The 26,093-nt window shown below is 47.0% G+C and carries 27 protein-coding genes; 19 read left to right on the forward strand and 8 right to left on the reverse strand.

The features are described from left to right. Nucleotides 1–91: 91 nt before the first annotated feature. From EK374_RS09165 to EK374_RS09185, 5 genes are all read left to right on the forward strand, one after another. Nucleotides 92–940, forward strand: coding sequence for a substrate-binding periplasmic protein (locus EK374_RS09165; protein ID WP_127022291.1), 849 nt, complete (start codon nucleotides 92–94; stop codon nucleotides 938–940). Nucleotides 941–1,017: 77 nt separating this feature from the next. Next, the gene (locus EK374_RS09170) at nucleotides 1,018–1,632 is read left to right on the forward strand and encodes a LysE family translocator (RefSeq protein WP_127022294.1); all 615 of its coding nucleotides are present in this window, start codon (nucleotides 1,018–1,020) and stop codon (nucleotides 1,630–1,632) included. Further along, nucleotides 1,633–2,265 carry an ABC transporter ATP-binding protein gene (locus EK374_RS09175; protein ID WP_127022297.1) on the forward strand — a complete coding sequence of 211 codons (633 nt, stop codon included), beginning with the start codon at nucleotides 1,633–1,635 and terminating at the stop codon, nucleotides 2,263–2,265. Then, entirely contained in the window at nucleotides 2,237–3,301 is a 1,065-nt protein-coding gene (locus tag EK374_RS09180) for a DUF6136 family protein (RefSeq protein WP_127022300.1), read from the forward strand. Before EK374_RS09175 ends, EK374_RS09180 begins: the two co-directional genes overlap by 29 nt. Next, nucleotides 3,298–3,612, forward strand: a complete 315-nt coding sequence (locus tag EK374_RS09185) for a rhodanese-like domain-containing protein (protein ID WP_127022302.1) — start codon at nucleotides 3,298–3,300, stop codon at nucleotides 3,610–3,612. Before EK374_RS09180 ends, EK374_RS09185 begins: the two co-directional genes overlap by 4 nt. Here the strand turns inward: EK374_RS09185 and EK374_RS09190 are convergent. Then, entirely contained in the window at nucleotides 3,602–4,225 is a 624-nt protein-coding gene (locus EK374_RS09190) for an START domain-containing protein (RefSeq protein WP_127022305.1), read from the reverse strand. The genes EK374_RS09185 and EK374_RS09190 overlap by 11 nt on opposite strands. Before the next feature lie 62 nt (nucleotides 4,226–4,287). Here EK374_RS09190 and EK374_RS09195 point away from each other — a divergent pair, with 62 nt between their 5' ends. The 5 genes from EK374_RS09195 to EK374_RS09215 all read left to right on the forward strand — a co-directional run bounded on the left by EK374_RS09195 (nucleotide 4,288) and on the right by EK374_RS09215 (nucleotide 7,560). Continuing rightward, entirely contained in the window at nucleotides 4,288–4,815 is a 528-nt protein-coding gene (locus EK374_RS09195; RefSeq protein WP_127022308.1) for a hypothetical protein, read from the forward strand. Then, nucleotides 4,812–5,183, forward strand: a complete 372-nt coding sequence (locus tag EK374_RS09200) for a hypothetical protein (protein WP_127022311.1) — start codon at nucleotides 4,812–4,814, stop codon at nucleotides 5,181–5,183. Before EK374_RS09195 ends, EK374_RS09200 begins: the two co-directional genes overlap by 4 nt. A 10-nt stretch (nucleotides 5,184–5,193) precedes the next feature. After that, a complete protein-coding gene (gene earP / locus EK374_RS09205) occupies nucleotides 5,194–6,348 on the forward strand; it encodes an elongation factor P maturation arginine rhamnosyltransferase EarP (RefSeq protein ID WP_127022313.1) in 1,155 nt (384 codons plus the stop codon). 18 nt (nucleotides 6,349–6,366) lie between these two features. Next, the gene (efp, locus tag EK374_RS09210; RefSeq protein WP_008899474.1) at nucleotides 6,367–6,927 is read left to right on the forward strand and encodes an elongation factor P; all 561 of its coding nucleotides are present in this window, start codon (nucleotides 6,367–6,369) and stop codon (nucleotides 6,925–6,927) included. A gap of 120 nt (nucleotides 6,928–7,047) precedes the next feature. Further along, nucleotides 7,048–7,560 (forward strand): GNAT family N-acetyltransferase, encoded by a 513-nt coding sequence (locus EK374_RS09215; protein ID WP_127022316.1) that lies wholly within the window; start codon nucleotides 7,048–7,050, stop codon nucleotides 7,558–7,560. A gap of 1 nt (nucleotide 7,561) precedes the next feature. Here EK374_RS09215 and EK374_RS09220 read toward each other — a convergent pair whose 3' ends face one another. Both EK374_RS09220 and EK374_RS09225 read right to left on the reverse strand, forming a co-directional pair. After that, a complete protein-coding gene (locus tag EK374_RS09220) occupies nucleotides 7,562–8,740 on the reverse strand; it encodes an exo-beta-N-acetylmuramidase NamZ family protein (RefSeq protein WP_127022319.1) in 1,179 nt (392 codons plus the stop codon). Beyond that, a complete protein-coding gene (locus tag EK374_RS09225) occupies nucleotides 8,740–10,377 on the reverse strand; it encodes a sodium:solute symporter (protein ID WP_233280376.1) in 1,638 nt (545 codons plus the stop codon). Before EK374_RS09225 ends, EK374_RS09220 begins: the two co-directional genes overlap by 1 nt. 513 nt (nucleotides 10,378–10,890) lie before the next feature. On the opposite strand from EK374_RS09225, the gene EK374_RS09230 reads away from it, so the two are divergent. Beyond that, nucleotides 10,891–12,813: a methyl-accepting chemotaxis protein gene (locus EK374_RS09230; RefSeq protein ID WP_127022322.1), complete on the forward strand. Its 1,923-nt coding sequence runs from the start codon at nucleotides 10,891–10,893 to the stop codon at nucleotides 12,811–12,813. A gap of 48 nt (nucleotides 12,814–12,861) precedes the next feature. On the opposite strand, the gene dacB is transcribed toward EK374_RS09230, so the two are convergent. The 5 genes from dacB to EK374_RS20765 all read right to left on the reverse strand — a co-directional run bounded on the left by dacB (nucleotide 12,862) and on the right by EK374_RS20765 (nucleotide 17,162). Continuing rightward, nucleotides 12,862–14,358 (reverse strand): D-alanyl-D-alanine carboxypeptidase/D-alanyl-D-alanine endopeptidase, encoded by a 1,497-nt coding sequence (dacB, locus tag EK374_RS09235; protein ID WP_127022325.1) that lies wholly within the window; start codon nucleotides 14,356–14,358, stop codon nucleotides 12,862–12,864. A gap of 11 nt (nucleotides 14,359–14,369) precedes the next feature. Continuing rightward, entirely contained in the window at nucleotides 14,370–15,128 is a 759-nt protein-coding gene (locus tag EK374_RS09240; protein WP_127022328.1) for a M15 family metallopeptidase, read from the reverse strand. Beyond that, nucleotides 15,125–16,519, reverse strand: a complete 1,395-nt coding sequence (locus tag EK374_RS09245; protein ID WP_127022331.1) for a Na+/H+ antiporter NhaC family protein — start codon at nucleotides 16,517–16,519, stop codon at nucleotides 15,125–15,127. Before EK374_RS09245 ends, EK374_RS09240 begins: the two co-directional genes overlap by 4 nt. Nucleotides 16,520–16,793: 274 nt before the next feature. Then, nucleotides 16,794–17,012, reverse strand: a complete 219-nt coding sequence (locus EK374_RS20760) for a BON domain-containing protein (RefSeq protein WP_206099319.1) — start codon at nucleotides 17,010–17,012, stop codon at nucleotides 16,794–16,796. A gap of 9 nt (nucleotides 17,013–17,021) precedes the next feature. Further along, complete coding sequence (locus EK374_RS20765) at nucleotides 17,022–17,162, reverse strand: hypothetical protein (protein WP_206099320.1); 141 nt, start codon at nucleotides 17,160–17,162, stop codon at nucleotides 17,022–17,024. A gap of 107 nt (nucleotides 17,163–17,269) precedes the next feature. Between EK374_RS20765 and EK374_RS09255 the strand changes: the two genes are divergently transcribed. The 8 genes from EK374_RS09255 to EK374_RS09290 all read left to right on the forward strand — a co-directional run bounded on the left by EK374_RS09255 (nucleotide 17,270) and on the right by EK374_RS09290 (nucleotide 26,083). Further along, complete coding sequence (locus tag EK374_RS09255) at nucleotides 17,270–17,419, forward strand: BON domain-containing protein (protein ID WP_127022335.1); 150 nt, start codon at nucleotides 17,270–17,272, stop codon at nucleotides 17,417–17,419. Nucleotides 17,420–17,620: 201 nt separating this feature from the next. After that, nucleotides 17,621–18,763 carry an efflux RND transporter periplasmic adaptor subunit gene (locus EK374_RS09260; protein WP_127022338.1) on the forward strand — a complete coding sequence of 381 codons (1,143 nt, stop codon included), beginning with the start codon at nucleotides 17,621–17,623 and terminating at the stop codon, nucleotides 18,761–18,763. A gap of 3 nt (nucleotides 18,764–18,766) precedes the next feature. Beyond that, entirely contained in the window at nucleotides 18,767–21,889 is a 3,123-nt protein-coding gene (locus tag EK374_RS09265; RefSeq protein WP_127022341.1) for an efflux RND transporter permease subunit, read from the forward strand. A gap of 169 nt (nucleotides 21,890–22,058) precedes the next feature. Continuing rightward, nucleotides 22,059–22,841, forward strand: coding sequence for a putative hydro-lyase (locus EK374_RS09270; protein ID WP_127022344.1), 783 nt, complete (start codon nucleotides 22,059–22,061; stop codon nucleotides 22,839–22,841). Next, on the forward strand, nucleotides 22,841–23,596 hold the full coding sequence (locus tag EK374_RS09275; protein WP_233280377.1) for a 5-oxoprolinase subunit PxpA: 756 nt from the start codon (nucleotides 22,841–22,843) through the stop codon (nucleotides 23,594–23,596). The genes EK374_RS09270 and EK374_RS09275 overlap by 1 nt, the downstream gene beginning before the upstream one ends. Next, on the forward strand, nucleotides 23,593–24,294 hold the full coding sequence (locus EK374_RS09280) for a 5-oxoprolinase subunit B family protein (RefSeq protein ID WP_127022347.1): 702 nt from the start codon (nucleotides 23,593–23,595) through the stop codon (nucleotides 24,292–24,294). Before EK374_RS09275 ends, EK374_RS09280 begins: the two co-directional genes overlap by 4 nt. Further along, nucleotides 24,294–25,238 carry a 5-oxoprolinase subunit C family protein gene (locus EK374_RS09285; protein WP_127022350.1) on the forward strand — a complete coding sequence of 315 codons (945 nt, stop codon included), beginning with the start codon at nucleotides 24,294–24,296 and terminating at the stop codon, nucleotides 25,236–25,238. Before EK374_RS09280 ends, EK374_RS09285 begins: the two co-directional genes overlap by 1 nt. Then, complete coding sequence (locus EK374_RS09290) at nucleotides 25,238–26,083, forward strand: glutamate cyclase domain-containing protein (protein ID WP_127022353.1); 846 nt, start codon at nucleotides 25,238–25,240, stop codon at nucleotides 26,081–26,083. Before EK374_RS09285 ends, EK374_RS09290 begins: the two co-directional genes overlap by 1 nt. Nucleotides 26,084–26,093: the final 10 nt, after the last annotated feature.

Here is a 26,093-nt window from a genome sequence, read left to right on the forward strand (position 1 = left end):
GGGTCAGAGTAAAATTAAACCTACTGGTCTAATTTTACTCTGACCCGAATTCTTCTAGACTCTAAGCAGTTCATTTTTCAGGATATGCCTGATGTACAGATCGTGCTTATATCTGCTGCTTTGCCTGACGTTTTTTCCTTTAAGCTCTTTTGCTGACACTGTGCGTTATCCTGCCATCGAAGATGCAGGTGATCAGCGTTCAAACTATCCTATTGCTTTACTTGAACTTGCCCTGAAAAATGCCGGTAGCACCGCCACTTTGCAAAGCACCTCTGCGCGGGTGTCCAAAAGCCGGGCTTTGCATTTATTAGAAACCGGGGTGGAAGTGGATGTGGTCTGGACTATGACGTCCATTGAGCGGGAAAAACGTTTTTTACCCATACGTGTTCCTCTATATAAAGGTCTTGGCAGCTATAGGTTATTGCTTATTCGCGGTGAGGATCAGACCAAGTTCAGCGCTTTAAAAGATGAAACTGCGCTCAAACAGCAATTAATGTCGCAAGTACATGACTGGGTCGATACGGATGTGCTGCGGCATAATAAATTTAAAGTACTAAATGCCTCCAGCTATCAAAGTTTGTTCCAAATGCTGCTGCATAAAAGAGTGGAAGCAGTGCCACGCAGTGTGATGGAAATAGAAGCCGAGCAGTTACTTTTTGCAGCTCAGGGTTTGCATGTCGAAACCGATTGGCTGCTGCATTATCCGGGTGCTGTGTATTTTTTTGTTTCGAATAAAAATTCGCAATTGGCAGAAAAAATTGAGTTGGGTTTACGCAAAGCCGTAAAAGACGGTAGCTTTGATTTAATGTTCCAAAAACACTTTGACGGTCAGTTAAGGAAAATGAAGCTGTCGGGACGTAAATTAGTTGAGCTTGAGAATCCATTATTACCACCTGAAACTCCGCTGGCGGAATCAATCCTTTGGTACAAGCCGGATTAACTATTTTTTTTCTATTGTGTTCTCGCCCTGATCTGCTTTAGATTCAATGCATTAAACCCTTGAGATCCGGAGTTGAAGTGGACGTTTTTTTCGCCGTATTGTTTTTTGCCTTTTCTACCACTATCACCCCTGGTCCGAACAACATCATGATGTTGTCGTCGGGTGTGAACTATGGCGTCAAAGCCAGTCTGCCGCATTTTTTTGGTATTTGTTTTGGTTTCCCTTTGATGGTGTTACTGGTTGGTCTGGGTTTTGGTGTGGTATTTGAACGCTTCCCCCAGCTACATATCTGGATCAAAGTTGCAGGTGTGCTGTATTTGCTGTGGCTGGCCTGGAAAATTGCTTCCAGCACGCCCAGCAGTATTGAAGGCTCTGATGCTAAACCTTTTAGTTTTCTGCAAGCGGCTTTATTTCAATGGGTGAATGGCAAAGCCTGGATCATGGCATCAGGTGCTGTGGCCGCTTTTACTACTGTAGCTGGCAATGCCTGGTGGGACGTGACTCAAATCACAGCTGCATTTTTGCTGGTTAGTTTCCCTTGTGTGGGGATCTGGTTAACCTGCGGCGCTTTGCTTCGTACCTTGCTCAATACTCCTTTGTATCAGCGTATGTTTAACTGGGCTATGGCACTGTTATTGGTGTTATCAGTAGGGCCTGTATTGGCTGAGCTTTATGCAGAGTGGATGCTGTAAATGTTGTGCGTTCAGGAACTCAGTTTTAGTTATGGCAAACAGCAGCTATTCTCCCATTTAAACCTGCAGTTGGAACCGGGTTTACACTGGTTAAGTGGTGCTAATGGCTCTGGGAAATCCAGTTTGTTGCGAATTTTAGCCGCTCTTGATAAAGCATCGCAGGGCAGTATCAGCTTTCATCAGCATCAGGTTGGCAGCACTGCTTATCAGGCTTTGGTTAGTATTAGCGCTGATGCGGTGGCGCCTTTGCAGGACAATACAGTGCTTGGCGTGCTGCAGTTGGTAGCGCGTTGTCGCGGCACTTCGATGGAGCAGTTGCTAATGCATGCCAAAGCTTTTGCATTAGAGCCTTTGTTGCAGCAAAAAGTGGCTGTATTGTCGTTAGGCCAACAAAAGAAGCTGAGTTTAACTTTGGCTTTGGCGGCAAAACCACAACTGCTATTGCTGGATGAACCTTTTAACGCATTGGACCCGGATTCTTTAGTCTATTGCTGCACGCAGTTACAGGCGGCGAAAGATCGGGGGGCCCTGGTGCTGATCGCCAGCCATTTATCACCCCAAAGTTTTCAGCTTGAGCTTAGTCAACATCTGGAGTTAAAGGCCGGTGGGCACTTATCTTTTGCTCCGTTATGAGCTATTTCGGCAACAGGCTGAGGATGCTTTTGCGCCACTGAAACAGTTTTCTTTGATGCTGTTGCTGATTGCTGGCCATGCGCTGATAGGGCTCTGGGCGCCTTTGGTTTTATTAGGGTTTCAGTTATTTAACCCAGAGCTGGCTACCGTTGAGCGTTGGCCCTATCTGCAAATGTTACTGGTCATTATGTTCTGTTGGCAGGGCTCTATAGCCTGGCAACAAAAATCTGTGGCAGAACAGTATTTTGTTGAAAGCCTGGCACCTTCGGCAGGCGTAGCATGGCTTAGCAATAAGTTAATGGCGCTGCTAAACCAGTTGCCCTTCTGGTTTTTAACCTTGCCGGTATTGGTTTATCTGCTGTTCAGTGGAAAGACGATGGCATGGCTGGATGCCACGCAGTTGCTGTTGGTGCTACTTGTGCTCTGTTGGAGTTTTCATGCCTGCCAGACCAGTTGGCTGGCTCTCTTCACGGTATTTATGCTGCCTGCTATGACGTTTTGGAGCTTACCGCTAGTAGCTTTGATGCTGTTGGAAAGAGTTATTCAACATCAGTTGAGGGGCACCCCATTTTCGGCTGGTTCTTTATTTCGGTATTGGTTGTATTGGTTTATCGGGCAGCAGCAAAATAAAGCACTGTTATTACTAATTATTTTTGTGCTGGCTTTGTGGCAATACTGGCTGGTGCAACCACTAAAAGCTGAAGCTTTGATTTTTATAAATTCGGTATTTATCTGGGTTTTAGCACTTTTGTGTTATGCCCAGCAAAAACTTTGGCAGCGGCAGTTGTTATCGCAGCATTACTTTTGGTTAAGCTGCTGTACTTCAAATCAGCGCAATATTTTAAAACTAATGAATGTTTTACCTGTATTGACAGGCTCTGTGTTGGCGCTGTTTTTTCTGGATGCGGTATCCGCAGTTTGCACAATTGTGCTGGCCATTGCGTTAAGCTTCTGCTCTAAGTTGCGTTTATTGTCAGCTGCTCTTTGCTGCTTTTTGCTTTTGTTGTTACTCAATGGACAAGGACTTTGGACATGAAAAAATTACTGATGTCGCTGTTATTGTGGGGGCCAATGGCGGTAGCGCAAAGCTTGTGGATTGATGTACGTACTGCCGAGGAATACAACGCAGGGCATTTAGAAGGCGCGATCAACATTCCTTATGACGAAATTGAACAAAAAATTGAAGCTGTCAGTGCTGATAAGACGGCCGATATTCAGCTGTATTGCCGCAGTGGACGCCGCTCAGGTATTGCGCTGGAAAGCTTAACAAATATGGGTTATAGCAAGGTGACGAACGCCGGTGCTTATAAGCAGCTGAAACAAAAACAAGTTAAATCTAACGACTAGCCTGGGGCGTTTTCTCCTGATAAGCAGGGCGCTTTAATTCAGTTTTAAAGGCGATAAAACTGGCGCGTAACGAGCTTAATGTGAGTTGTTTTACCAGCCATTCTGGCAATTCACCGCCAGGGTTAGCACTGCCCTGATACTGCATGTCATAACCTTGATCTCTTGAGGTTAAAGTCCACAGCGCTTTTACATCCCGAATGCGCACATAACCTTTAGTTTCCGGCACTAACTCTGAGCAGTCGGTAATATTAATAAGCAGGCTTTTTTCCATATGACTGACATCTGCACAGGTCACCATATCCCTGGGGCTGACAGGCCATACTGAGGTAAAGCGGGTATAAACCTTCCAATGATGTTCTGTGCTTCCCTCCAAAAGCCTGGCGTCCTCGCTTTGTTTTAGCCAGCGCCGCACTGACTTAGTGTCTTTGAGTAACAGCAAAAAGCTCTCTGGTTTGCCGGGATAAAAAGCGCTGGCTTTGACTTCCAGCTCTGGGTTGTATCTGTAACTCAAACTGATGCCTGCTTTGGTTTTTAATGAAGTCCAATCAGGCTCTGCAGCAACAGCGGGCAGAGACAGCACTACACACAAAACCACTGCTGTTAAAAAATGCATAACCACCTGACTTTTTTTCGTTAAGATACAAGCTTATACGAAACACAACTTTGTTGGGTGTGATGAAAAGCAGTATCGATGAAAAAATAGCGCTGGAACATCAGGCCGCCAAACTTTTTATGCGACTGTACCAGCACAAATTCGGCGTCAAAATGCAGCATATCTGGCATAACGAACCAGCGAAGCCAGATGTGTCCTGTTATCTTGAACAGCAACGGCTGGATCTGGAAATTGCCCATTTGTATGGCAGCGAAGCTGAAGCCATGAAAATTTTGGGTCGTGAACTTAAAGGCGGCACACTGGACGCTTTGCAGTCGCTGAGCCATTTTCCTGTGGCTGAACGTTTGTTGCAGGCGCTGGATAAGCTGATCATGAACAAGGCGCAAAAAAGTTATGACTCTGAAAAAGTCTGGCTGGTGATCCGTAATGCTCATCCGGACTGGCACGCCGAAGAGCTGGAACAAACTCCGCATTTATTACAAATTCCGTCCAAACATCCGTTTGAACAAATCTGGCTGGTGGCGGATATGACAGGGCAGGCTGGGCTTGTGCCTTTGTATCCTTTGACGCTGGAAAAGGGGGAAAGGTGAAACTGCTTAGTAAAGCGCAGCAACTGGCTCAACGGCTTTATGTCTGGCGTTTTGGCTTGGTCTTTCTGGGCTTTTATGCGATTGGTTTTGGGGTTTATTATCTGCTGCAAGGCCCGTCTGTGGTGTTTGAAGTTGCCTTGTTATTATCTGTAGTGCTATTGGGGTGGGTGTTATTGGCTTGGCTGACGTTATTGCTGTTTCGACAATTACCCGACTGGCAACAGCCGCAAAGTGTTTGGCAAAAATTAAAGCAAGCAGCGCATAAATTATGGTACCAAGCCTTGCTTTGGGGATGCCTGCTGCTTAGTATCGCCACCCTGTATTTAATGGCCAAAGCACTGAAAGCTTTGATTAGCCAACTGCTCTAAAAGGTAATGCATGCGCTGCGATTTGTTTTGCTCAGTGGTAGATAATTTTGGTGACATTGGCATTTGCTGGCGTTTAGCCCGGCAGTTGCAGACTGAACATCAATGGCAGGTCACCTTGTGGGTAGATGATTTAGCCAGCTTTCAGAAAATTTGCCATAGTATCAATCCAAATCTCGCCAGTCAGTTGCAAAATGACGTGCTGGTACGGCATTGGACTGCTGTGTTACCTGAGCTTACAGCTGCAGACAGACCAGATTTGGTGATTGAAGCTTTAGCCTGCACTATTCCGCCTTCTTATTTACAGTGGATGGCTTCTTTTGACAACAAACCTTTGTGGCTAAATCTGGAATACCTGTCGGCGGAAGATTGGGTGCATGGCTGTCATGCCTTGCCATCACCTCATCCACAGTTACCACTACAAAAGTATTTCTTTTTCCCGGGTTTTACCCCACAAACCGGTGGTTTATTAAGAGAGCAAGGCCTGATGGAAGCTCTGACCGAATTAACCGATTCAACTGAGCTACAACAGCAGTTTTGGCACAAGTTAGGCCTTTTGGATGCTATGGATTATCAGCAAAAAATCTCTTTGTTTGCCTATAGTCAGGCGCAGATCCGCCCTTGGCTGGAACAATTAGCGAACGCTACACAAAGGACCTTATTATTGGTGCCACAAGGGCAGCTGGCGACAGATTTAACCCAACTTTTCTCCGAACTAAAAACAGGCCGTTTTGACAATAAATCTTTAAGTATCCGTATTTTAGATTTTATGCCACAGCCTATGTACGATAAGCTTCTGGCCTGCTGCGATATTAATTTTGTCCGGGGTGAAGACTCAGTGATCAGAGCCCATTGGGCGGGCAAACCTTTTCTCTGGCAAATTTACCGGCAGGAAGAGCTGGCACATATAGTCAAACTAGAGGCATTTTTAGACAAGTACCTGCAGCATGCACCTGCGGAACAAAAAGCCTGCATAGAAAAGCTGCATATGGTCTGGAATCTGGAGCAGGATATCAGTGCAGAATTCGCTTTATTCAGTAATTTTAGTGAACAAATTCAGATGCATAACAAAAAATGGCAGGAATATTTAATTCAACAGCAAGATCTTGCCAGCAACCTCGTGCGTTTTGCTGAAAATAAACTTATAATGTCGCGCAATTTTTCCTAACAAGAAGATATTTCAATTATGATGAAGACTGCTCAAGAAGTACGCGCTGGCCAGGTGATCATGGTCAACAACGAGCCAATGGTTGTTCAGAAAGCTGAATTCAACAAATCTGGCCGTAACGCTGCTGTTGTAAAAATGAAAATGAAAGGTCTGTTAACTGGTGGCGGTCTCGAGACTGTGTACCGTGCTGACGACAAGTTCGAACAAGTTATGTTAGATACTAAAGAAGTAACTTATTCTTACTACGCAGACCCAATGTATGTATTTATGGATGCTGAGTACAACCAGTACGAAATCGAAGCAGACAACATGACTGATGCACTGAAATATCTGGTTCCGGATATGCAGTGTTCTGTAGTTTTCTACGGCGAGCGCGCTATCTCTGTTGACTTACCTCCATTCGTAGTACGTGAAGTGGTTTACTCTGAACCTGCTGCCCGTGGCGATACTTCAGGTAAAGTGATGAAGCCAGCTAAGCTGGACACAGGTTTCGAATTAATGGTTCCTGCTTTCGTTGAAATCGGCGACAAGATTGAAATCGACACCCGTACTGACGAATACCGCAGCCGCGCTAAGTAATTAGCCCGTTGCCGGCCAAGGGGTCAGAGTCATTGATGTGCTGCTAGCGGATCAATGACTCTGACCCCTTTGTTTTTGTGGCGTTATTTTTCTGACCCATTTCTTTTTGAAGGAATTCTGATGAGCATTATTTCAACCCGTATCGATGGCCTTGAACTGCGTTTAGCCACAGAAGCTGATGTACCCACTATTTTAAGTTTTATTCAGCAACTGGCTGACTATGAAAAATTGTCGGATCAGGTGGTAGCCACTGAGCAAAAACTGCGCGATACCTTATTTGCTGACAGCCGTTATGCTGAAGTGGTACTGGCGAATTACCAGGGTAAAGACGTAGGTTTTGCGCTGTTTTTTCATAACTACTCGACCTTTTTAGCCAAACCTGGAATTTATCTGGAAGACTTATTTGTTGAACCTGCTTGCCGTGGTGTGGGTGTGGGCAAAGCCTTGATCACTTATCTGGCGAAGCTGGCGGTAGAGCGCGACTGTGGTCGTCTGGAATGGTCTGTGTTGGACTGGAATCAACCCGCTATCGACTTCTATCAGTCTTTAGGTGCTGTGATGCTGCACGACTGGCGCATTAACAGGGTGACTGGCGCTACTTTGACTCAGATGGCAGAGCTGTTCCCAGCTTGAATTAAAGCTGATGATCCGGATAGAGCAAATAAGGCTGGCGTTGTTGCCTGAACTTGATTAACTCACTCTGCCAGCTTTGGCGAATTTGAGCTTCGCCAAAGCCCTGTTCTATCTGTTGTCTTAGCTTATTTGTGCCGGACAGTTTGTCCATAAAGTCCGGCGAGTTAAATAGCTTTAACTGATGTTTTGCAAAAAGGGCCTGCGCCTGAATTAAATAACTCAAATCCAAACCTCCGGCTTTTACGCTGCGTAAATCCAGCCCCAAAACCAATTGGTTTTTCAGCGGAGGGTTTAGTGCAGCGCCAGCTTTGGATACAGGGCTAAAAGCAAAATTGCCTAAAGGCGGATTGGTGTAGCCCAGCACCTGAAACGGAAAGTCAGTACCCCGGCCGATACTTAAAGCTGTGGCTTCAAAAAATCCTAAAGACGGATACAAAGCCACAGCCTGGGCATTCGGCAGATTCGGACTTGGCCGCACCGGTAACTCATAAGGCATATTCCGCTGATAGTTTTTTACCGGCAACACATAGAGCTTTAATTGCTCAGCCTTATTAATCCAGCCTTCACCTTTGATCATCAGCGCCAGCTCGCCCAGCGTCATACCATGTAAAAGTGGGATAGGGTGTAAGCCAACAAAAGACTGGTAGTTCTTTTCAAGCACTGGGCCATCAACATAAGCGCCGTTGGGGTTGGGTCTGTCGAGCACCAGTAGTGGAATATTTAGCTCTGCCGCTGCTTCCATCACGTAATGCAAAGTGGATAAATAGGTGTAATAACGTACACCTACATCCTGCAAATCAAAAATCAGCAGGTCGATGCCTTTCAGTGTTTCAGGCGTTGGTTTTTTGTTTTTACCATACAAAGACAGCACAGCGACACCAGTGTCTGGATCTATGCTGTTGTCCACTTTTGCTCCTGCATCGGCGGTGCCTCGAAAACCATGTTCAGGCGAGAATATGGTTTTGACATCAAAGCCTTGTTGCAGCAGTAGCTCCAGCAGATGAGTGTCGCCCACAAGCGAGCTTTGGTTTACCACTAGCGCTATCTGTTTTGCTTTTAACTCAATAGGGGAGCTATCAGGCTGAGTGACTAATTGCTGAGCTGCTGTTTGTAGCTCTTTAGTGTCAGCAAAACAGTGTGTCGCCGCTAAACAGAGTAGCAATAGCATCAAACAACGCATCAGGCTGGTACTCCATTGAGTTCTTTTTGTGCCACTGCATCGCTGTTTTTTCCCAACTGGCAAATCACAAAAGAGCAGGCAAAACCTATACACAATTGCCAGCTAAAGGCCAAATCAAACTGCCAGTTGGTCGGCAAATAATAGCGTTGCAGATAAGGCTGCATCAGCAGGGTGATAACAAAACCGCCAATTAAAGCCGCTAATACAGATGCCGGACTGCCGCGCTGACTAAAGAGCGCACTGGCATAGACGCCAAGTAAACCACTGTAACTAAATACCATCACACCCAAAGCAAAGGGCAAAAGTGGCATATCGCTGCTTTGCTGCCAGTAAAAACACAGCATCGCCATCAAAGCCAAAGCTAAGGCACAGAACAGCATAGAAACACGTGCAGCACGCACATAATATTGCTCGCTTTTAGTGTGTCGTTGTTGCTGCCAGGGCTTATACAAGTCCTGAATAATCACCGAAGCCATAGAGTTTAAGCCGGACGTCAGAGTAGAAACTGCCGCAGCTATTACGCCTACTGTAACTAAACCACGCAAACCAGCTGGCATTTCATGCAAAACGTAATACATAAACACAGTGATATTTTCACCGCTGAATTGGCTACTTTGCATAACGGCGCCAGAACCTGACATCAGATCGGGCCTTTGGTAAAAGATATACAGCAAAAAACCTATCAACATAAAAACCAGCGTGACAGGTATCACTAAAACTACAGACCAGATAATAGCCAATGAACCCTGACGGGCATTTCTGCAGGTTAAAGCCCGTTGGGTCAGATCCTGATCCAAACCAAAAGAGGCGATATAAAGCAAAAACAAGCCGGTGACACTGGAGTAAAGCGTAAAAGCGTTGGCTGAACTAAAATCCCAGCTGGTATCTATTAAGGTTAGTTTGCTGGCCGCGTTATGTGGCGGATTCTCCAAAGCTTGCCAGAGCGTTGAAAAATCGGCTGGAATCGAGCTCCATAAGTACAACAACACCAATACTGCTGCGCCGACATAAACAAAACACTGGAAAGCATCGCCATAAATCACAGATTTAATACCGCCAAAAATTGAATACAGCAAGGAGACCAGACAAAGCAGGGCGATAGACCAAATCACGTGATGCAAAGCTATATCGGTAAATAAAATCATCGACACTGCGATAGCTGCCATATAAAGCCTGGCGCCGTTGGCAAAAATACGGCCAAACAGATACATCAAACCTGCTTGTTTTTTTGCTCTGCTGCCAAAGCGTAGTTCAAGTAATTCGTACACTGTGCTGACTTTGTAGCGATAAAATCTGGGGATCAGGAAATAACCAACAAAAAAGGCAGCCATCAGGGCACCAATATTACTGGCAAGGTAGGTTAGATTGCTACGATAGCCACTATCAGGCCCGCCCAAAAAAGTCGCAGCAGATTGTGCTGTAGCCAGAACCGAAATTGCAGCCAACCAGGTGGGCATACTGTTGCTGCCAATAAAATACTCCTGACTGTTTTTTGCACCAGAACTGTTGATCCACCAGCCTGTCAGGGCCAGCAGCACAAAATACATAACAAACATCAGCCAGTCTAAAGCGGTGAAGGTGGAGGTCATAGTTCCTCGGCTGGCTCTGGGGGCCAGTTGATTGATTTCAGTTGCCATTGAAGCTTATTCAAAATCTGTTGGCAAGGACTGATTCAGGCGACGATTATCAGGTAAAAGCCTGTGCAATTAATGTACGAAATTAACAATTGGCGTTCTGTTTCAAAGCAGACTCTGGCATAATAGAGTATCTATGCAAACGGTTACATTAGTAAAATTGAAACATTTTATTGGTATGCTGACTCATTTGCGGTGCTAATGACTAAAATTCAGCAGAGCTGATTGCTCTGTATCATTTTAGTCCGGGTGCGACCGGGCTAAATATTTCGTAACAAAAATGGATTTTAGTTACGGAAATAGGGTGTATGCCCGCATTCTTGATGAATGTCCTGAAACAGCAGAACCCTTTTTCTATAGGGTTTGCGAAGGCCAGTCCTGGTGACTGGCCTTTTTTTGATTTTAGAAAACCTCGTCTGCGAAATAAAAATCTACAGGCTAAACTATTTTTCTACGCAATACTTTGATCCAGGTCGCCTTTAGTTGAGGTAGCCACAAAAGCACTAAGGAATATTTATGTCGGTACAGCGCAAATTTATGTTAACACTCACCGGCCTGGTTCTACTGGCGATGCTGGGTTCCATAGTTGTAATTTCGTTTACTAAATACCAGGAAATACAAAGCTCTGTAAATACAGATAAAGACCGGCTGAACCGGGAAATTACCAACATTTTGGCCCTTACAGATACTTTATTGAGCCAACAGGTGCAAAGTAGTATGAAGTTGTTTCGTAAGCGCATTGCGGAACTGGGGCCTGTATCGCAGGGCGAAACTTTATCTTTTGGTTCACAACAGGTGCCTGACTTATTACTTGGAGGCCAAGGGCAGGGCAACACATATCAGTTGGTGGACGATCTGACCGGCATTATGGGCGGCACTGCAACCCTCTTTAGCCGAACTGGAGATGATTTTGTGCGTATCTCCACCAACGTTGTCACAGACACAGGTCGTGCCACTGGTACTTTATTAGCCCCCACTGGTGCTGCGATGAAAGCCATACGCCAAGGCAATGCGTTTTATGGTTCAGTGGATATTTTAGGGAACCCTTTTGTCACAGGCTATGAACCTCTGACCGATGCCCAAGGTGCGGTGGTAGGTATAGGGTATGTGGGTTACAAAGCGGATTTAGAAGCCTTGCATCAATTGCTGGCGTCCAGCCGTATACTGACTTCAGGTTTTGTCGCTTTACTCGACAGAAACGGCGCTATCCGTGCCCAGTCCAGCCATATTAAAGCTGAAGAGCTGGAACAAATTCTGAAAACGAAAAACCCGGACTGGACCATTCAAACGGAACAGTTTACGCCTTGGGGTTACCAGATCGTATCAGCGTACCCCAACGATGAACTCAGTGCTGCAGTTCGCGACAACGTGATTAAGCGCTCAGCTGCCATTGCTGTAGGTGCTGCTATTTTGTTGCTGGTCGTGTACTGGTTAACCCACAGCATAGTCGTCACTCGAGTGAACGACACCATCAGAGCCATTAAAGCCATTACTGAAGGTGAGGGCGATTTAACCCGTCGTTTCTCCAATTACAGCTCTGATGAATTTGGTGAAATGGCGCGTTGTTTTGACCAGTTACTTGAGCAACTGCGGTTAACTATAGTGGAACTGCGTTCTATGACTCATGGGCTGGTGCAGGCATCAGTAGAACTGGCTCATGTGGCTGAAGAGTCCAGTGCAGAGGTTGTGAAGCAAACCTGTGATTTAGAAGTCACAGCTTCTTCTATTCATGAATTAGCGACTACAGCTTCAGTGGTGGCTCAGAATGCGGAGCAGGCCGAACAAGCCAGCGTTGAAGCTTCCCGCCTGACTCAGGGGGCGATGAAAACTCTGGACGCTGCAGTTAAAAACGCTGCACAGCAGTTACTGGATTCTCAGCAGTCTCAGCGTTCTATTGCCAGTTTATCGGCCTCAAGCACCGAAATAGGCAAAGTACTAGAGGTGATTAACACCATAGCGGAGCAAACCAATCTGTTGGCGTTAAATGCTGCTATCGAAGCCGCGCGAGCGGGTGAACAAGGCCGTGGTTTTAGTGTAGTTGCCGATGAAGTTCGTCTGTTAGCGGGCCGCACTCAGTCGTCTACCGGTGAAATCAAACGTATGATTGAGCAGTTGCAGCAGGGGGTAAACGAAGTACAAAGCTTAAACACAACAGCACAGGCGACCGTAAAAGATAATGAAGTAAAAGCCGGTGAAGCCAGCCATGCTATGGATTTAGTGCTTAAAGCCATAGAAGAAATTAATCATTTGAATAGCCAAATCAGCTCCGCTGCGGCAGAACAAAGTGATGTAGCAGACGGGGTAAACCAAAAAACCAACCATATCCATTCGGCGGCACAACAAAATGCAATACACAGTGCCACGACAAAAGACTCCAGTCAGGGCTTAAAGCGGATAGCTGAGGATTTTAGCGCTGTATTGTCGAAATTTAAGGTGTAAAACTTCTCACCCTAAGTAGAAAGCAGGCTTATTGGGCCTGCTTTTTTATCATTGTGTTTTTGTGCTCTGCTCGTGGGTCGAAGACTGTGTTGTGATCCACTCAATCAAGCTATCCAGCACCACCCGGCCTCGTCCTGCTTTGGGGTCGTTGATAAAACTGGCGACCACCCAGGTACGGCCGCTTTGGTCTGTGACATAACCAGCTAAGGCTGTGACATTACGCAAAGTGCCGGTTTTTAAGCGTGCTTTGCCTTTGGTGTGCCCCTGAGTGAAACGGCGTTTTAAGGTGCCATCCACTCCAGCGAGTGGCATGCTACTGATAAGCTCTGCTTGATATGGGGACTGGTGAGCATGCTGCAGCAAGGCGGCCATCAGCTCTGGACTAATACGCTCAGTGCGGGATAGGCCTGAGCCGTTTTCTAATGTCAGACTGCTGTGATCCAACTTGATACTGCTCAAAAAGCTGCGAACTTGTTGCTCTGATCTTTTGGCCGTCAGTTCACTTGCACCTTCAGTTTGTGTTGCCCCTAGGGCCAAATACAACTGGCGGGTGATGGCATTGTCAGAGCTTTTATTGATATCCCGCAACACTTCAGCCAATGCGCGGCTTTGATGTTCAGCCAGCAGCACAGAGGCTTCTGGTGCCGCCTGTTCCAGCACCGGCACTTGCTGTTGCCCTGAGATTTGTTGCCATAACTGCTGCACCAGTAGGCGGCTGAAATCCACTCTGTTGATCAGCTGTAAATAATCACGTTTTTGGCAACTTTTAGGAAAGTCGCCTTTTAATACCAATTGCAGGCTATGGGGTTGACGTTTAAAGGCTAATTGCTGCGGATGCGGATACCAATCAGCACAGCCGCCGTCGACAAGACGAACTTCAGTGGTGACCAGCTCCAGGCCTTGTATCGCAGGATAGAACCAGCCAGTGACGCTGTCAGCTGTGGACTGCAAGCGGATGCCGAGCATATTGCGTTGCAAAAACAACGCATCGGGCAACAGGTTGTAGTATTCCCTTGGGGTTTCATCAAAAGGCAAAGCGGTCAGTTCAGGCCGTGCCGGATTAAACCAGCTGCGATCAATCTGGATGGCTGGTACATGCCGTATGCCCTGATCATAAGCCTGCTGCAACAAAGACCAGAGCTGCTGCACGGTAAAGTCCATATCGCCCAACCCCTTCAGCACCAAAGGCTGTTGCATTTGTGGCGTAAGTTCTTCATAAGAGCGCAACTGAGTTTTAGCCCTATAGCCTGGACCTAGTTGCTCCAACGCCACAACACTGGTGACCAATTTCATAGTGGAGGCGGGCTGCATGGCTTTTTTGGGCTGATAACTGAGTTGTTCTGTTGGCGAATCAAGTGGATAAGCGACAAAAGCCAAAGCATTTGCTGGCAGTTGAGCCTGATGTAGTTGCTCAGACAGTTGAGTTAATAGCTCTTGCTGCTTAACCTGCTGGGTTGCAGAACTACTGCTGCAGGCACAGAGCAGTAACGCCGACAGCAGGGCCGATGATGCTATGCCAGATCGCAACTGGCGAAGAGGGCGCATTACAGTTCCTTTTAGTTCACCACAAAGTCAAAATAAGTGTTTGGATAGGTTTCGTTTTGTAGCGTGAAATGCCACCACTCAAGCTCGTAAGCGGCAAAGCCCTGTTGTTGCATTAAATCTTTGAGTAACAAACGGTTGGCTTTCTGCTGTGAGGTAATAGCTGTGCTGTTTAAGTGGGAGACAGGGTCAAATAAATCATAAGTGCCGCCCATATCTACAGGAGACCATTGGCCAGCTGCATTTTTTCGCAGCAAGGTTAAATCCAGGGTTGAAGCGCGGCTATGGCCTGAGTGAGCAGCAATATAGCCTTGATTGAGCACACTTTTATCTAAGTTTGGGTAATAACTGTTTTTAGTGCTGTGATCGCTGGTATCTGCAACCCATTGCATAAAGTGGTTTGATGCACGCTGCGGTCTGTAACAATCCAGCACCTGCAGGACATACCCTAAACGTTCTGCCTGCAGTGCAACTTTTGCCAGTGCTGCGGCTGCATTTTTTTCTAAGTAGCAGCTATTCGCTTGATATCCCGGTACCAGGTTACCGGTAAAGTTGTTCGTGCCGGCGTACGCCATGCTAATTTGTACTTTGCTTGTCACTGTCCGCAAATCGACTATATTGGCGGGTTTATTTGCCTCAATATGAACCGGACCTTGTGGTTTTACAATTTGTGTTGCAGCAGTTTGGGTTGCTGGCGCAGAACTTTGCTGCTGCACCGTATTGCTGCACGACAGCACTAAACAACAGCTCATCAGTAAGGCTTGTGTTTTCATCCAATCATCACCCAACCGCTGATTAAAAAGGCGAGCAGTGCCAGAGCGCCACAGAACAAGGAATAAGGCAGTTGGGTTTTTACATGCTCCAATAAATCACAGCCTGAAGCGACGGCACTGACTACTGTTGTATCTGAGATAGGGGAGCAGTGATCACCCCAAATGCCGCCACTTAAAATAGCAGCAAGGATCAGTGAGGGCGGTAATCCCAGCATTTCAACCAGCGGCATGCCAATAGGAATGAGAATGGCGAAAGTCCCCCAGGAGGTGCCAGTGGTAAAAGAGATAATGGCACCAGCGATAAAAAGTAATGCAGGAATAAGCACTAATGGAGTGGACTCTTTGACAAAAGACGCGACATAAACCCCGGTGCCTAAGTCTTTCATGGCGCTGCCAAGGGCCAGTGACAACAACACTATACTGACTAAAGGCAGCAACTCGCCCATGCCTCTGAAGCCAATATTAACCAGTTGCTGGTGACTAAAACGACGACTCCATGCCATCAAACCATAAGCCACCACACAGGCCAGAGTAGTGGCGTACAGCGCAGCTTTAGCACCAGAACCTTCGATTAAATTGCCATTACCTGTCCACAGCATAAAACCAACCATCCCCACCACCAGAGTCAGTAAAGGGACTAACATCAGTGACATGTTGCTTGGTGGAGTATCAATATCACTGTGGCTTGATACGGTATTCAGATCAATTTCTGCCTGCTTCATCGGGCCATAGACCTTGTCAGTATAAATGGTGTAGAACACTACAATAAGCGTGAACAAAGCATAAAAGTTTAGCGGTATAGAACCAATTAATACCGCAACGGCAGACTCCGGCAGATTATAGGTGCTCAGTAATCCCAGCACATAAGCTCCCCAGCCATTAAGCAAAACAAGGATACATATAGGAGCACTGGTGCTGTCTACTATATAAGCCAGACGGGCGCGGCTCATTTTGAATTTATCGTACAAACCGCGAGATACGATACCGGCTGTCAAAGCACTCAGGTTAGATTCGATAAAGACCAGAATACCTATGCCGTAGCTAATAAAGCCAGCCTGGCGTTTAGTGCGGGCCACCCCTTTGCGGATAAACCAATCCACCATAGCTGATACACCACCTGAATCGCGCATATAGGCCATCAGCGCACCTATCAGCAAGGAGAACAATAAAATCCTGCTGTTATCGGCAGAGGACGTGACAGAGATAATACGTTCTAAACTTTGCACCGGGCCTTGCAACAAAGCGCCAAATACGCTCAGCTCGGGCTGCTTTAAATACAACAAAACCTCAGCACAAGTGACGGCTAAAATCAGCGCCAGTACAACTTCTTTACGCCAGATGACGACTGCTATGGCTAAAATGGCGGGTAGTAAACTTAAACTATCAGGCACTGCAGCTTTCCTTTACATGGAGTTAAGCTATTGATGCTGTTTATACTGCAGCAATTAGCTGTGGCTTTCCAGTTAGCTTTGGCTCTTTATTTTGGGTATTGGCGGATTTTTATCCGGGATCTGTAGTAAAACTGCACTTGAGAGGATGAAAGAGGGGCAATAAAAAAAATTAGCTACTACCTGGATTAGAATACTAGCTAATTCACTGTTCTCACAGCTGCAGTTTTGGGCTGGATCTGCAGCTATTCAAACAAAAACTTCAACACGCGCTAAGTTATTTAAAGGTCAAGCCACCAGCTTTCACGCTTTGTACACCTTTAATGTTTTCTGCCAGTTGCACGGCCAGTGCTTTTTCAGAACCGCTGTCAACCATACCATCAAGAGTGACGACACCTTTGGTGGTGTTTACTGCAATGTCCGAACTATCGACATTGTTAGAATACATATAGGTGGATTTGATTTTGGTGGTGATTTTAGTCGTGCTGCTATCCACATAACGGCTCTACACTAATTTATACTTTACTGCTGCCATGATGCCGGCATCGTCAATAATCTCAGCATAACTAGGGCCGCCTTTACCATCTTCAACTGTGACGGTGATGTCATCGTGGCGTAAGTATGGACTGAGCTGATCTGTATTCATACCTGGCGCCTTAATAACTTCATACCCGTCATAAACTCCTGAAAAACTTCCGCTAAACGCACTCTGACCTTTTTTGCCTAAGCGTTGGGTCAGTACAAAGTCAAAAAATGGAATCTGCTATTGTGGTGGAAGTGATTGAGTCTGATGTGGTTCTGACCGGTACAGTAAACAGCTGGTCCGAGCATGATCAGGCGCTGGTATCGGTGTGGAGCACTCCGGGTGTATCTCATGTCACCGATCATATTTACGTGTTGTAATTCCGCTTTTTATTGCTGTCCTTTGTCTTCCTAAGGCAATTGTTTTCACTCCATTCAGATACAGATTTACAGTCTGTATTTTGCTTTTGTAGTGGTTACAACTTGTTACCCTTTTCGCAGGAATGAAACCTCCGACTGTTTTATAGTGGTCTTACTAAAAAAGTATCTAAGCTAGCTTGATTTACCGGATGGGTCTGGACCATGACAACGATAAAACTAACACTTATTGCGTTTTGTTTAGCAACAACTTTGGCCTCTTGTTCTAAGCCTGAAGTGGCCAAAGTGCAGGAAGAAATTGCAAAACCCTTACAACTGGTGGCACAGGATTTACTGACCTTATCTGAAAGTACTTTAGCCCGTGGTCCTGTTATTTCGGGCTCTTTGCAGCCAGTGGTGAAAGCCGAACTGAATGCAGAAGTGTCTGGCATTGTTATGCAAGTGTTGAAAGACAATGGAGATGTAGTCAAAACCGGTGACGTGCTGGTGAAACTGGACCAAACAGCCTATCGCGACAAATTATTGTCTGCTCAGGAAGCTGAACGTTCGGCTGTGGTCACTCTGGAGCAGTCCAATCGTCAACTCAAACGTATGCAGTCTTTATCTAAACAGAGTTTAGTCACACAGGAAGGACTGGAAGCGGCTGAAAACAAAGCCAATCAAGCCCAGTCTGATTTAGCCTCAGCCCGCGCCCGTTTAGTAGAAGCCCGCCAGCAGATGGAAAAAACCGATGTCAAAGCGCCATTTTCCGGTGTAGTTGCGACCCGCAAAGTGTCTGCAGGTGATACAGCTCAGATTGGCAAGGGCCTGATGGTACTGATTGACCCGGCCAGTATTCGTTTTGAAGGTTATGTCGCCGCAGATCGGGTTGGTCAGGTTAAAGTGGGCAATAAAGTCACTTTTAAAGTCAATGGTTACAGCGGTCAGTTTTTTACCGGCACGGTAGAACGTATTAACCCGTTAGCCAACGAAAGCACCCGTCAGGTGCAATTGCTGGTGACTATGGACTTAAAAGAGCAGTCTTTAGTGGCGGGTTTATATGCCGAAGGCCATGTCGAAGCACAAAACAGCAATGCGCTGATGGTGCCTGAATCTGCGCTTATTCGTGAAGGTGACAAAAGCTTTGTCTGGCAATTTGCCAACAACGAGCTGAAAAAGATTGAAGTGGACTTGGGCAGCAAGGACGAAAGGTGGGGCACTCATGAGGTGTTGTCCGGTGTCACATCAGGTGCTCAGATTTTACGTCATCCGCAAGGGGCTTTAACCGATGGCGGTAAAGCAGAACTGGCGGTCGCAGGAGTTGCAACGCTGGATCAAACCGCAGCTAAAGTCAGCACAGGAAACTAAGCCATGTTCTTATCTGATTTTAGTATCAAACGCCCTATGGTGGTGGTGGCTGTTACCCTGGCCATGATGATTTTTGGTTATTTTGCGATGACCAATTTAAAAACCAACCAATTCCCTGATGTGCAACCACCTGTATTGGTGATGAACATTCCTTACCCTGGTGCTTCCCCTGAAACTGTAGAGCGGGAAATCCTGAACAGGGTAGAAGACTCGATGGCGACTATCACAGGCATGCGTGAGCTCCGTTCTTATGCCCGCGAATCTAATGCAGTGATAGTGGCAATTTTTGAATTTGATAAAGACTTGATTGAAGCCTCGCAGGAAATGCGCGATGCAGTGGCAGTGGTGCGTGACAAGCTGCCAACAGAAATGAAAGAGCCTTTCTTGCGCCGTGAAGATCCAAATGCTCAGCCCATTATGTCGCTGGCGTTGTCTTCAACCTCTATGGACCCTATTGAATTATCACAATTAGCCGAGCATCAGATCGCCCGCGAAATCCGTTCTGTGCCGGGGGTGGCGCTGGTAAACCTGGAAGGTGAACAAGAGCGGGAAATGACGGTGTTCTTAAACTCCAATGCGATGCGTGAAGCCAATGTGTCCGCTATGGATGTGGTGAATGCATTACGGGCGCAAAACGTGGCCGCGCCGGTCGGCCGTGTGGTTAATGGCATGGAAGAGCAGGGTATTCGTATTCAGGGCCGCTTGCGCGATGTGCGTGAATTTGAACGAATGGTGGTGAAACGTAGTGGTGATCAGGCAATTCGTTTAGAGCAGGTTGCAGATGTAGTGGATGGGGCCGCTGAGCAGCGCCGTTTATCCATTTTTAATGGCGTGGCGTCATTGGGTATAGATGTAGTTAAAGCCCGTGATGCGTCAACCATTAGCGTGACGGACGACATCAAAGTAAAAATTGAAGAGCTGAAGAAAACTTTACCTGCTGATTTTGAACTGGTGGTGGTGCGTGATTCAGGTGAAGACGTCGCCGCCAGTATGCGCAACGTGACAGAAGCCTTATCCATGGGCGCCTTACTGACCATTGTCACCGTCTTTGTGTTCCTGAATTCCTGGCGCTCCACCTTAATTACTTCGCTGGCGTTACCTACCTCAGTACTGGCGTCTTTTATTGCGGTGTGGGCCTGTGGTTTTACACTGAATTTTATGTCGTTACTGGGCTTGTCCTTGGCTATAGGTATTCTGATTGACGATGCCATAGTGGTAAGGGAAAACATTGTGCGCCATATGGAAATGGGCAAAGACAATATGACGGCGGCCCGCGACGGCACCCGTGAAATTGGTATGGCCGTTATTGCGACCACTATGTCTATTGTGGCTGTGTTTATTCCTATTGCCTTTCTGGATGGTATTACCGGTCAGTGGTTTAAACCTTTTGGTTTAACAGTGGCCTGTTCTGTATTGGTGTCGTTGTTTATCTCCTTTACGCTCGACCCTATGATGTCTGCCTACTGGCACGATCCGGATCATGATAAAAATGCCAAACGCCGTGGTCTGGGTAAAGTGTTGCAAGGCTTTAATATCTGGTTTGATCATCAGGCTGAGCGTTATTCCAAGCTGATTGGCTGGGCGTTAAAACACCGTAAGTCGATGTGGATCCTGGCTTTTGGCTCATTTTTTGGCGCTATCGCCTTGCAGGATATGTACGGTGGCTCAGGTTTTCTGCCGGAAACTGACGATGGCGGTATAGTGATTTCAGTACGCGCGCCTTCAGAGGCCAGTCTTGAATACACCAGCATTAAAGCGGAGCAAGCCGCTGCTATTGCCCGTCAAATTCCTGAACAGTTGTATACCCAAACCACAGTAGGTACGCAGGGCAATATTACCAGAGCGCAGGTTTTTGTCAGGCTAACCAAAGAAATGGAGCGTAGCCGTAACTCGCGTGAAATTGCCGCTGAATTAAGAGCCAAAGTGCAGCAATTAGTTGGCGCTGAGTACACAGTGTCTGCTGATTTAAACGGCGGCGGCGGTGGTAAAGCACTGCAAATTCAGTTCCGTGGCCCGGATAGCCGTGTGCTGGAAGGTCTGGTCATGGATTTTATGGAGAAATTAAAAACCATACCTGGGGCTGTAGACGTGGGTTTATCTTCTCAGGATCCTAAACCTGAGCTGCAAATTGAGTTTAACCGTGGTTTGGCGTCGAGTTTAGGCTTGTCGATGAATGATGCTGCCAGTGCGCTGCGTTTAGCTTTTGCTGGTGCTGAGATTGGCGACTGGATCGATCCAACAGGGGAAACCCGTAATGTATATGTCCGTATCAAACCGGAAGAGCGCATGACAGTGCAGGATTTAGAGCGTCTACCGCTGTTGTCCAGCCGCACCGGTGCCATGATCCCACTGGAGCAAATTGCCACAGTGACAGTAGGCAAAGGGCCTGCGGTGATAGAGCACTTAGACCGTGAAAGTATGATGGCCGTTGGCGCTAACGTACAAGGCCGCAGTTTTGGTGAAGTGGATGCCGACGCGAAGAAATTGCTGAAAACCATTCCATTCCCACCTGGTTATGATGTAGTTCGCGGTGGACAAAGCCGGGATCAGGAAGAAGTCTTTGGCAGTATCTTTGGCGCCCTTGGTTTAGCTGTGATGCTGATGTATCTGATATTAGTAGTGCAGTTCCATAGTTTTCTGGCGCCAGTGTCTATCATGATGTCTTTGCCTTTATCCTTGATTGGTGTGGTGTTGTCCTTGCTTGTCACGGGGGCCACCTTAAACCTGATGAGTCTGATAGGTGTCGTCATGCTGATGGGCATAGTGGTGAAAAACGGCATTTTGTTGATTGACTGTGCCCGCAAAAAAGAAAGCGAAGGTTTAGGTCTGGAAGAAGCCTTAATAGCAGCTGGTCGTGAGCGGTTACGTCCTATCCTGATGACGACTTTTGCCTTAGTTGCCGGTATGTTGCCTGTGGCTATTGGTATTGGCGAAGGGGCTGCCTTCTACAAACCTTTGGGTATTTCAGTGATAGGTGGGGTATTAACCTCCACTGTACTGACATTGCTGGTGGTGCCAACTTTCTACGACAGTCTGGAGACCTTTAAACGCAAACTGAAAGCCAGACTTGGCCGTAACAGAAAACCAGCTCCGACAAGTTATGGCGAGCCGCTGATCTCTAAATAAGAGGTTTAGTTTGATGAAAAGGAGCACTGAGGTGCTCCTTTGTTTTTGGCAGAAAAAAAGTGGACCTGTTGTGTTCAACTGAGCAAATTGTGCTTTTGTCACAGAGAGTTGGGAAAGACAGCTAAATCCGCTAGTATGACTTTATTCCGCTATTTTTAAGAACTTCAGTATGGATCAGCTAACGCCTTACCAGTTACGAGCGCAGATACGATCAGGCCAGTTCAACAGTCAGACCAGCGGTTTGGTGCCTGGCTATGTGCAGTGCAATATGGCGATAATGCCACAAAGCTGGGCGGCTGAGTTTTTACTGTTTTGCCAGCGTAATCCCAAAGCTTGCCCTTTAGTGGCAGTTGCTGAACCCGGGCAATTTTTGCTGCCTGAACTTGGGCAGGAGATAGATCTTCGAACTGATTTACCTGCTTACCGTGTGTTTAAACAAGGTGAGTTGGTGGATGAAGTTCAGGATATCCGTGCTTTATGGCGGGATGATTTAGTCAGCTTCCTGATTGGTTGCTCTTTTTCCTTTGAAGAGGCATTGGTGGCGGCAGGGCTGGAAATACGCCATATCACAGAAGGCAAAAACGTCCCTATGTACAACACCACATTGCAATGCGTCAGTGCAGGTCGTTTTTCCGGTTCTATGGTGGTCAGTATGAGGCCAATGAAACCTGCTGATGCAATTCGCGCTATTCAAATTTGCAGTCGTTTTCCTGCTGTGCATGGTGCGCCTGTGCATTTTGGTGATCCGGCCGCTATTGGCATTTCTGATATCCGATCACCGGATTATGGTGACGCCGTCAACATTCGATCGGGTGAAGTACCGGTATTCTGGGCCTGTGGCGTTACACCTCAAGCCGTGATTAAACAGGCTAAGCCTGATTTTTGTATTACGCACAGTCCAGGGCATATGTTGGTGACTGATTTGCTGAATTCTTCTTTAGCGAGTTTTTAATGAACCCTTTAATAAAATCCTCGATCAAACTAAATTGCGACTTAGGCGAAAGTTTTGGTGCATGGCAGATGGGGCTGGACGCACAAGTGATGCCATTGATTGATCAGGCCAATATCGCCTGTGGGTTTCATGCCGGCGATCCGACCGTACTGGTCAATACCTTAACTCTTGCCAAACACTATCAGGTTGAGATTGGCGCGCATCCAAGTTATGACGATAAACAGGGGTTTGGTCGCCGCTCTGTAAAAATGCAGTCAGATGAGCTAAAGCATTTACTCTGGTATCAGATAGCAGCAGTGGATGGGGTGGCAAAAAGCCTTGGTGTGGAGCTGAGTTACGTCAAGCCTCATGGCGCTTTGTATAACGATATGATGGCAAGTCCGGCCTTACTTGAAACCGTGATGCAGGCTGTTGCCAGTTACCATAAACCTTTAAAGCTGATGCTGTTGGCCACAAGTTCTGCCGCAGAGCATCGGCTGCTGGCGAAGCGTCATCAGCTGGAGTTGTTATTTGAAGCTTTTGCCGACCGGCGTTACAAAAGCGATGGGTCTTTAACACCTCGCAGTCAAGCAGGCAGTGTGCTGGATCATCAGGCGGCACTGGCGCAAGTTCAGCAGTTACTACAAAACGGCACGGTAAAAAGTGATACAGGCAACAGCGTGACTATTGAGGCTGATACCTTATGCGTACATGGTGATAATCCGGCCGCAGTGGCATTGGTGCAGTCCATTCGCCAGTTGCTGGTAAAGCCATGATCCAACTGGAACTGGCGGGTGAAAACGCTCTGATTTTGTATTTGCCTGCAGAGATCTCTGCTAACAATCTTAACCAGCTTCAGCAGCTGCAACAGCAGATCCGTCTGCTACTTGCAGATCAACTACAGGAGTTATTGCCTTCCTATGCGTCCTTGCTGATTGTATTAAAACCTGCACATTCAGGAGTGTTGGCCGTTAAGGCTATGCTAGAGCAGCAGCTGACCTTAGGCGCTACAGTGTCACAGCAGCAAGGGCAGTTAGTGCTATTGCCGGTGTACTACCACAATGCATGGGATTTAGATGCTGTGGCCGAACGGGCCGATTTAAGCACAGAACAGGTGATTGAACTGCATCAGTCTATGGAATACCGGGTCTATGCCATAGGTTTTGCACCGGGTTTTGCTTATCTCGGAGAACTGGATGCACGCCTTGCCACACCACGTTTAAAAAGCCCACGCGAGAAAGTACCCAAAGGGGCTGTGGCTATAGCCGATCGGCAAACTGCGGTCTATCCGGCTGAATCGCCCGGAGGCTGGAATATTTTGGGTTTATGTCCAATTCCTTTGTTTAAACCAGAACATGCCGGAACCTCAGAAGCTCTGATGCCTTTTAGCGTGGGTGACAGAGTGCGTTTTCAATCGATCAGCCGGGATGAGTTTGTAGCTTTGGGTGGCCAGTTGCCACAGGAGCTGTGCTGATGTCCGCTTTTGTGGTGTTAAAAGCAGGGGTGCTGTCGACCTTACAAGACCAGGGGCGTTTTGGTTATGCGCATTTGGGTTTAAGCCAAGGCGGGCCGGCAGATTATGCCAGCTATCGCATCGCTGATTTATTGCTGCAAAACCAAAGCCCTAGTTGCCAGATAGAGGTTTCTGTCGGTGGGTTAAGCGTACTGGCGTTAACCGATACTGTTTTTTGTGTCACTGGAGCAGCAATGCCCCTGACAGTAAACGGTCAACCTAAAAGTTTATGGCACAGCCATCGCATCAAAAAAGATGATGTGATTGAATTGGGTTTTGCCAAATCCGGCTTGCGCTGCTATCTGGCCGTTGCAGGGGGCTTTAAATTACCAAAAGACTTTGGCAGTAATAGCACAGTGCTGCGGGAAAAAGTGGGGGGTATAGCGGGCGCTGCATTACAGCAAGGCCAGTTTTTACCTGTACGTTCAACTTACCGGCCTCTGCTTTGGGTTTTACCGCAAAAGCTCTGGCCTGACTTTTCCACGCCACTGCAGCTTGGTTTAGTGCCAGGTTATCAACAGCATTGGTTTGACGAAGCGCAATGGCAACAGCTGTGCGGTACTGATTATCAGGTGTCTGCTTTGTATGACCGTATGGGCTATCGCCTGCAAGGTGAACCGCTTTTGTACCAAAGCCAGGCTTTATTGTCCGAAGGTATCAGTTATGGGGCTGTGCAATTGCCACCTGATGGTTTACCTATAGTGCTGTTAAACGACAGACAAACTTTAGGTGGCTATCCTAAACCTGGTGCGATCCTGGCGCGCCATGCAGCGGCGTTAGCACAGTGCACGCAAGGACATTCCATCAGATTTTATCGCATAGAGTCTGAACAGCTTGCAGCCTATCAACAGGAGCAGCAGCGTTATTGGGCTGAACTGCCAATGGATTTCCGGAGTCTGCGCTAATGGATTTACTTGATCTCAGTACTCAAATAGAGCAGATGCTGGTAAGGAACAATCTGCGCGGTATGGCACTACTGTTACCGCATTTGAAAGCGGGGAGTTACTTAAGGGCTGCAAGGTTAATCGCACAAACTAAAGGCCTGGTGCTGATAGGCACGGGGTTTCCTGTCGGGGATAGTTTTGAAACCGATGGTCCTGTTGGCGCTATGGTCTTGTATCAATTGGTTGAAAAACTGGGGGCTACAGCACTGATCTGTTGCGGCGATCCGTTATTTTCCGCTTTAAAAGACCACTACTCGTGCCTGCAATTGCCTGTCAACGCTGCCGATGCCGCCGAATTCGCCCGTCAATCTTTGCTGCGCTTACGCCCTGAACTTATTATTTCGATAGAAAGACCAGGTTTGGCTGCTGATGGTCGCTATTACAATATGCGGGGTGTGGATATCAGTGCTCGTTGTGCCAATTTTGATGTGTTTTTTCAACAGGCATCCTGTCCGACTATAGCTATAGGGGATGGTGGCAATGAAATAGGTATGGGAAATCTTTATCAGGCGGTGTCGCAACTGGCAATCACTCCAGCTGTGACTTGCTGTGATGAATTATTACTGGCCGATGTCTCGAACTGGGCTGCCTATGGTTTACTGGCCTTGGTGTCCAGCTTAAAGGATGCAGAAACAGGGCAAGGCTGGTTGCTCGACTGTCAGCCTGCTGAGCTTTTACAGTATTTAGTCAATCGGGGTTGTGTAGATGGTGTCACTGGCCTTGCCAGCATCACAGAAGACAGTTTGCCGCCCGAACATGCAATGCAGTTGATCCACGACTTACAACAACTTTGTTTTAAGAAATAAGAACTGATAG

Origin of the sequence: Rheinheimera mangrovi, from assembly GCF_003990335.1 — a bacterium.
GTDB lineage: Bacteria > Pseudomonadota > Gammaproteobacteria > Enterobacterales > Alteromonadaceae > Pararheinheimera > Pararheinheimera mangrovi.

Excerpts from the sequence above, each read along its gene's own strand:
- EK374_RS09285 (WP_127022350.1), top strand. The coding sequence starts at position 24,294 with ATGTCCGCTTTTGTGGTGTTAAAAGCAGGGGTGCTGTCGACCTTACAA.
- EK374_RS09230 (WP_127022322.1), top strand. The coding sequence starts at position 10,891 with ATGTCGGTACAGCGCAAATTTATGTTAACACTCACCGGCCTGGTTCTA.
- EK374_RS20765 (WP_206099320.1), bottom strand. The coding sequence starts at position 17,162 with ATGAATACAGATCAGCTCAGTCCATACTTACGCCACGATGACATCACC.
- EK374_RS09290 (WP_127022353.1), top strand. The coding sequence starts at position 25,238 with ATGGATTTACTTGATCTCAGTACTCAAATAGAGCAGATGCTGGTAAGG.
- EK374_RS09240 (WP_127022328.1), bottom strand. The coding sequence starts at position 15,128 with ATGAAAACACAAGCCTTACTGATGAGCTGTTGTTTAGTGCTGTCGTGC.
- efp (WP_008899474.1), top strand. The coding sequence starts at position 6,367 with ATGATGAAGACTGCTCAAGAAGTACGCGCTGGCCAGGTGATCATGGTC.
- EK374_RS09165 (WP_127022291.1), top strand. The coding sequence starts at position 92 with ATGTACAGATCGTGCTTATATCTGCTGCTTTGCCTGACGTTTTTTCCT.
- dacB (WP_127022325.1), bottom strand. The coding sequence starts at position 14,358 with ATGCGCCCTCTTCGCCAGTTGCGATCTGGCATAGCATCATCGGCCCTG.
- EK374_RS09225 (WP_233280376.1), bottom strand. The coding sequence starts at position 10,377 with ATGGCAACTGAAATCAATCAACTGGCCCCCAGAGCCAGCCGAGGAACT.
- EK374_RS09260 (WP_127022338.1), top strand. The coding sequence starts at position 17,621 with ATGACAACGATAAAACTAACACTTATTGCGTTTTGTTTAGCAACAACT.
- EK374_RS09185 (WP_127022302.1), top strand. The coding sequence starts at position 3,298 with ATGAAAAAATTACTGATGTCGCTGTTATTGTGGGGGCCAATGGCGGTA.
- EK374_RS09220 (WP_127022319.1), bottom strand. The coding sequence starts at position 8,740 with ATGCGTTGTTTGATGCTATTGCTACTCTGTTTAGCGGCGACACACTGT.
- EK374_RS09275 (WP_233280377.1), top strand. The coding sequence starts at position 22,841 with ATGAACCCTTTAATAAAATCCTCGATCAAACTAAATTGCGACTTAGGC.
- EK374_RS09175 (WP_127022297.1), top strand. The coding sequence starts at position 1,633 with ATGTTGTGCGTTCAGGAACTCAGTTTTAGTTATGGCAAACAGCAGCTA.
- EK374_RS09255 (WP_127022335.1), top strand. The coding sequence starts at position 17,270 with ATGGAATCTGCTATTGTGGTGGAAGTGATTGAGTCTGATGTGGTTCTG.
- EK374_RS09195 (WP_127022308.1), top strand. The coding sequence starts at position 4,288 with ATGAAAAGCAGTATCGATGAAAAAATAGCGCTGGAACATCAGGCCGCC.
- EK374_RS09190 (WP_127022305.1), bottom strand. The coding sequence starts at position 4,225 with ATGCATTTTTTAACAGCAGTGGTTTTGTGTGTAGTGCTGTCTCTGCCC.
- EK374_RS09265 (WP_127022341.1), top strand. The coding sequence starts at position 18,767 with ATGTTCTTATCTGATTTTAGTATCAAACGCCCTATGGTGGTGGTGGCT.
- EK374_RS09270 (WP_127022344.1), top strand. The coding sequence starts at position 22,059 with ATGGATCAGCTAACGCCTTACCAGTTACGAGCGCAGATACGATCAGGC.
- EK374_RS09215 (WP_127022316.1), top strand. The coding sequence starts at position 7,048 with ATGAGCATTATTTCAACCCGTATCGATGGCCTTGAACTGCGTTTAGCC.
- EK374_RS09280 (WP_127022347.1), top strand. The coding sequence starts at position 23,593 with ATGATCCAACTGGAACTGGCGGGTGAAAACGCTCTGATTTTGTATTTG.
- earP (WP_127022313.1), top strand. The coding sequence starts at position 5,194 with ATGCGCTGCGATTTGTTTTGCTCAGTGGTAGATAATTTTGGTGACATT.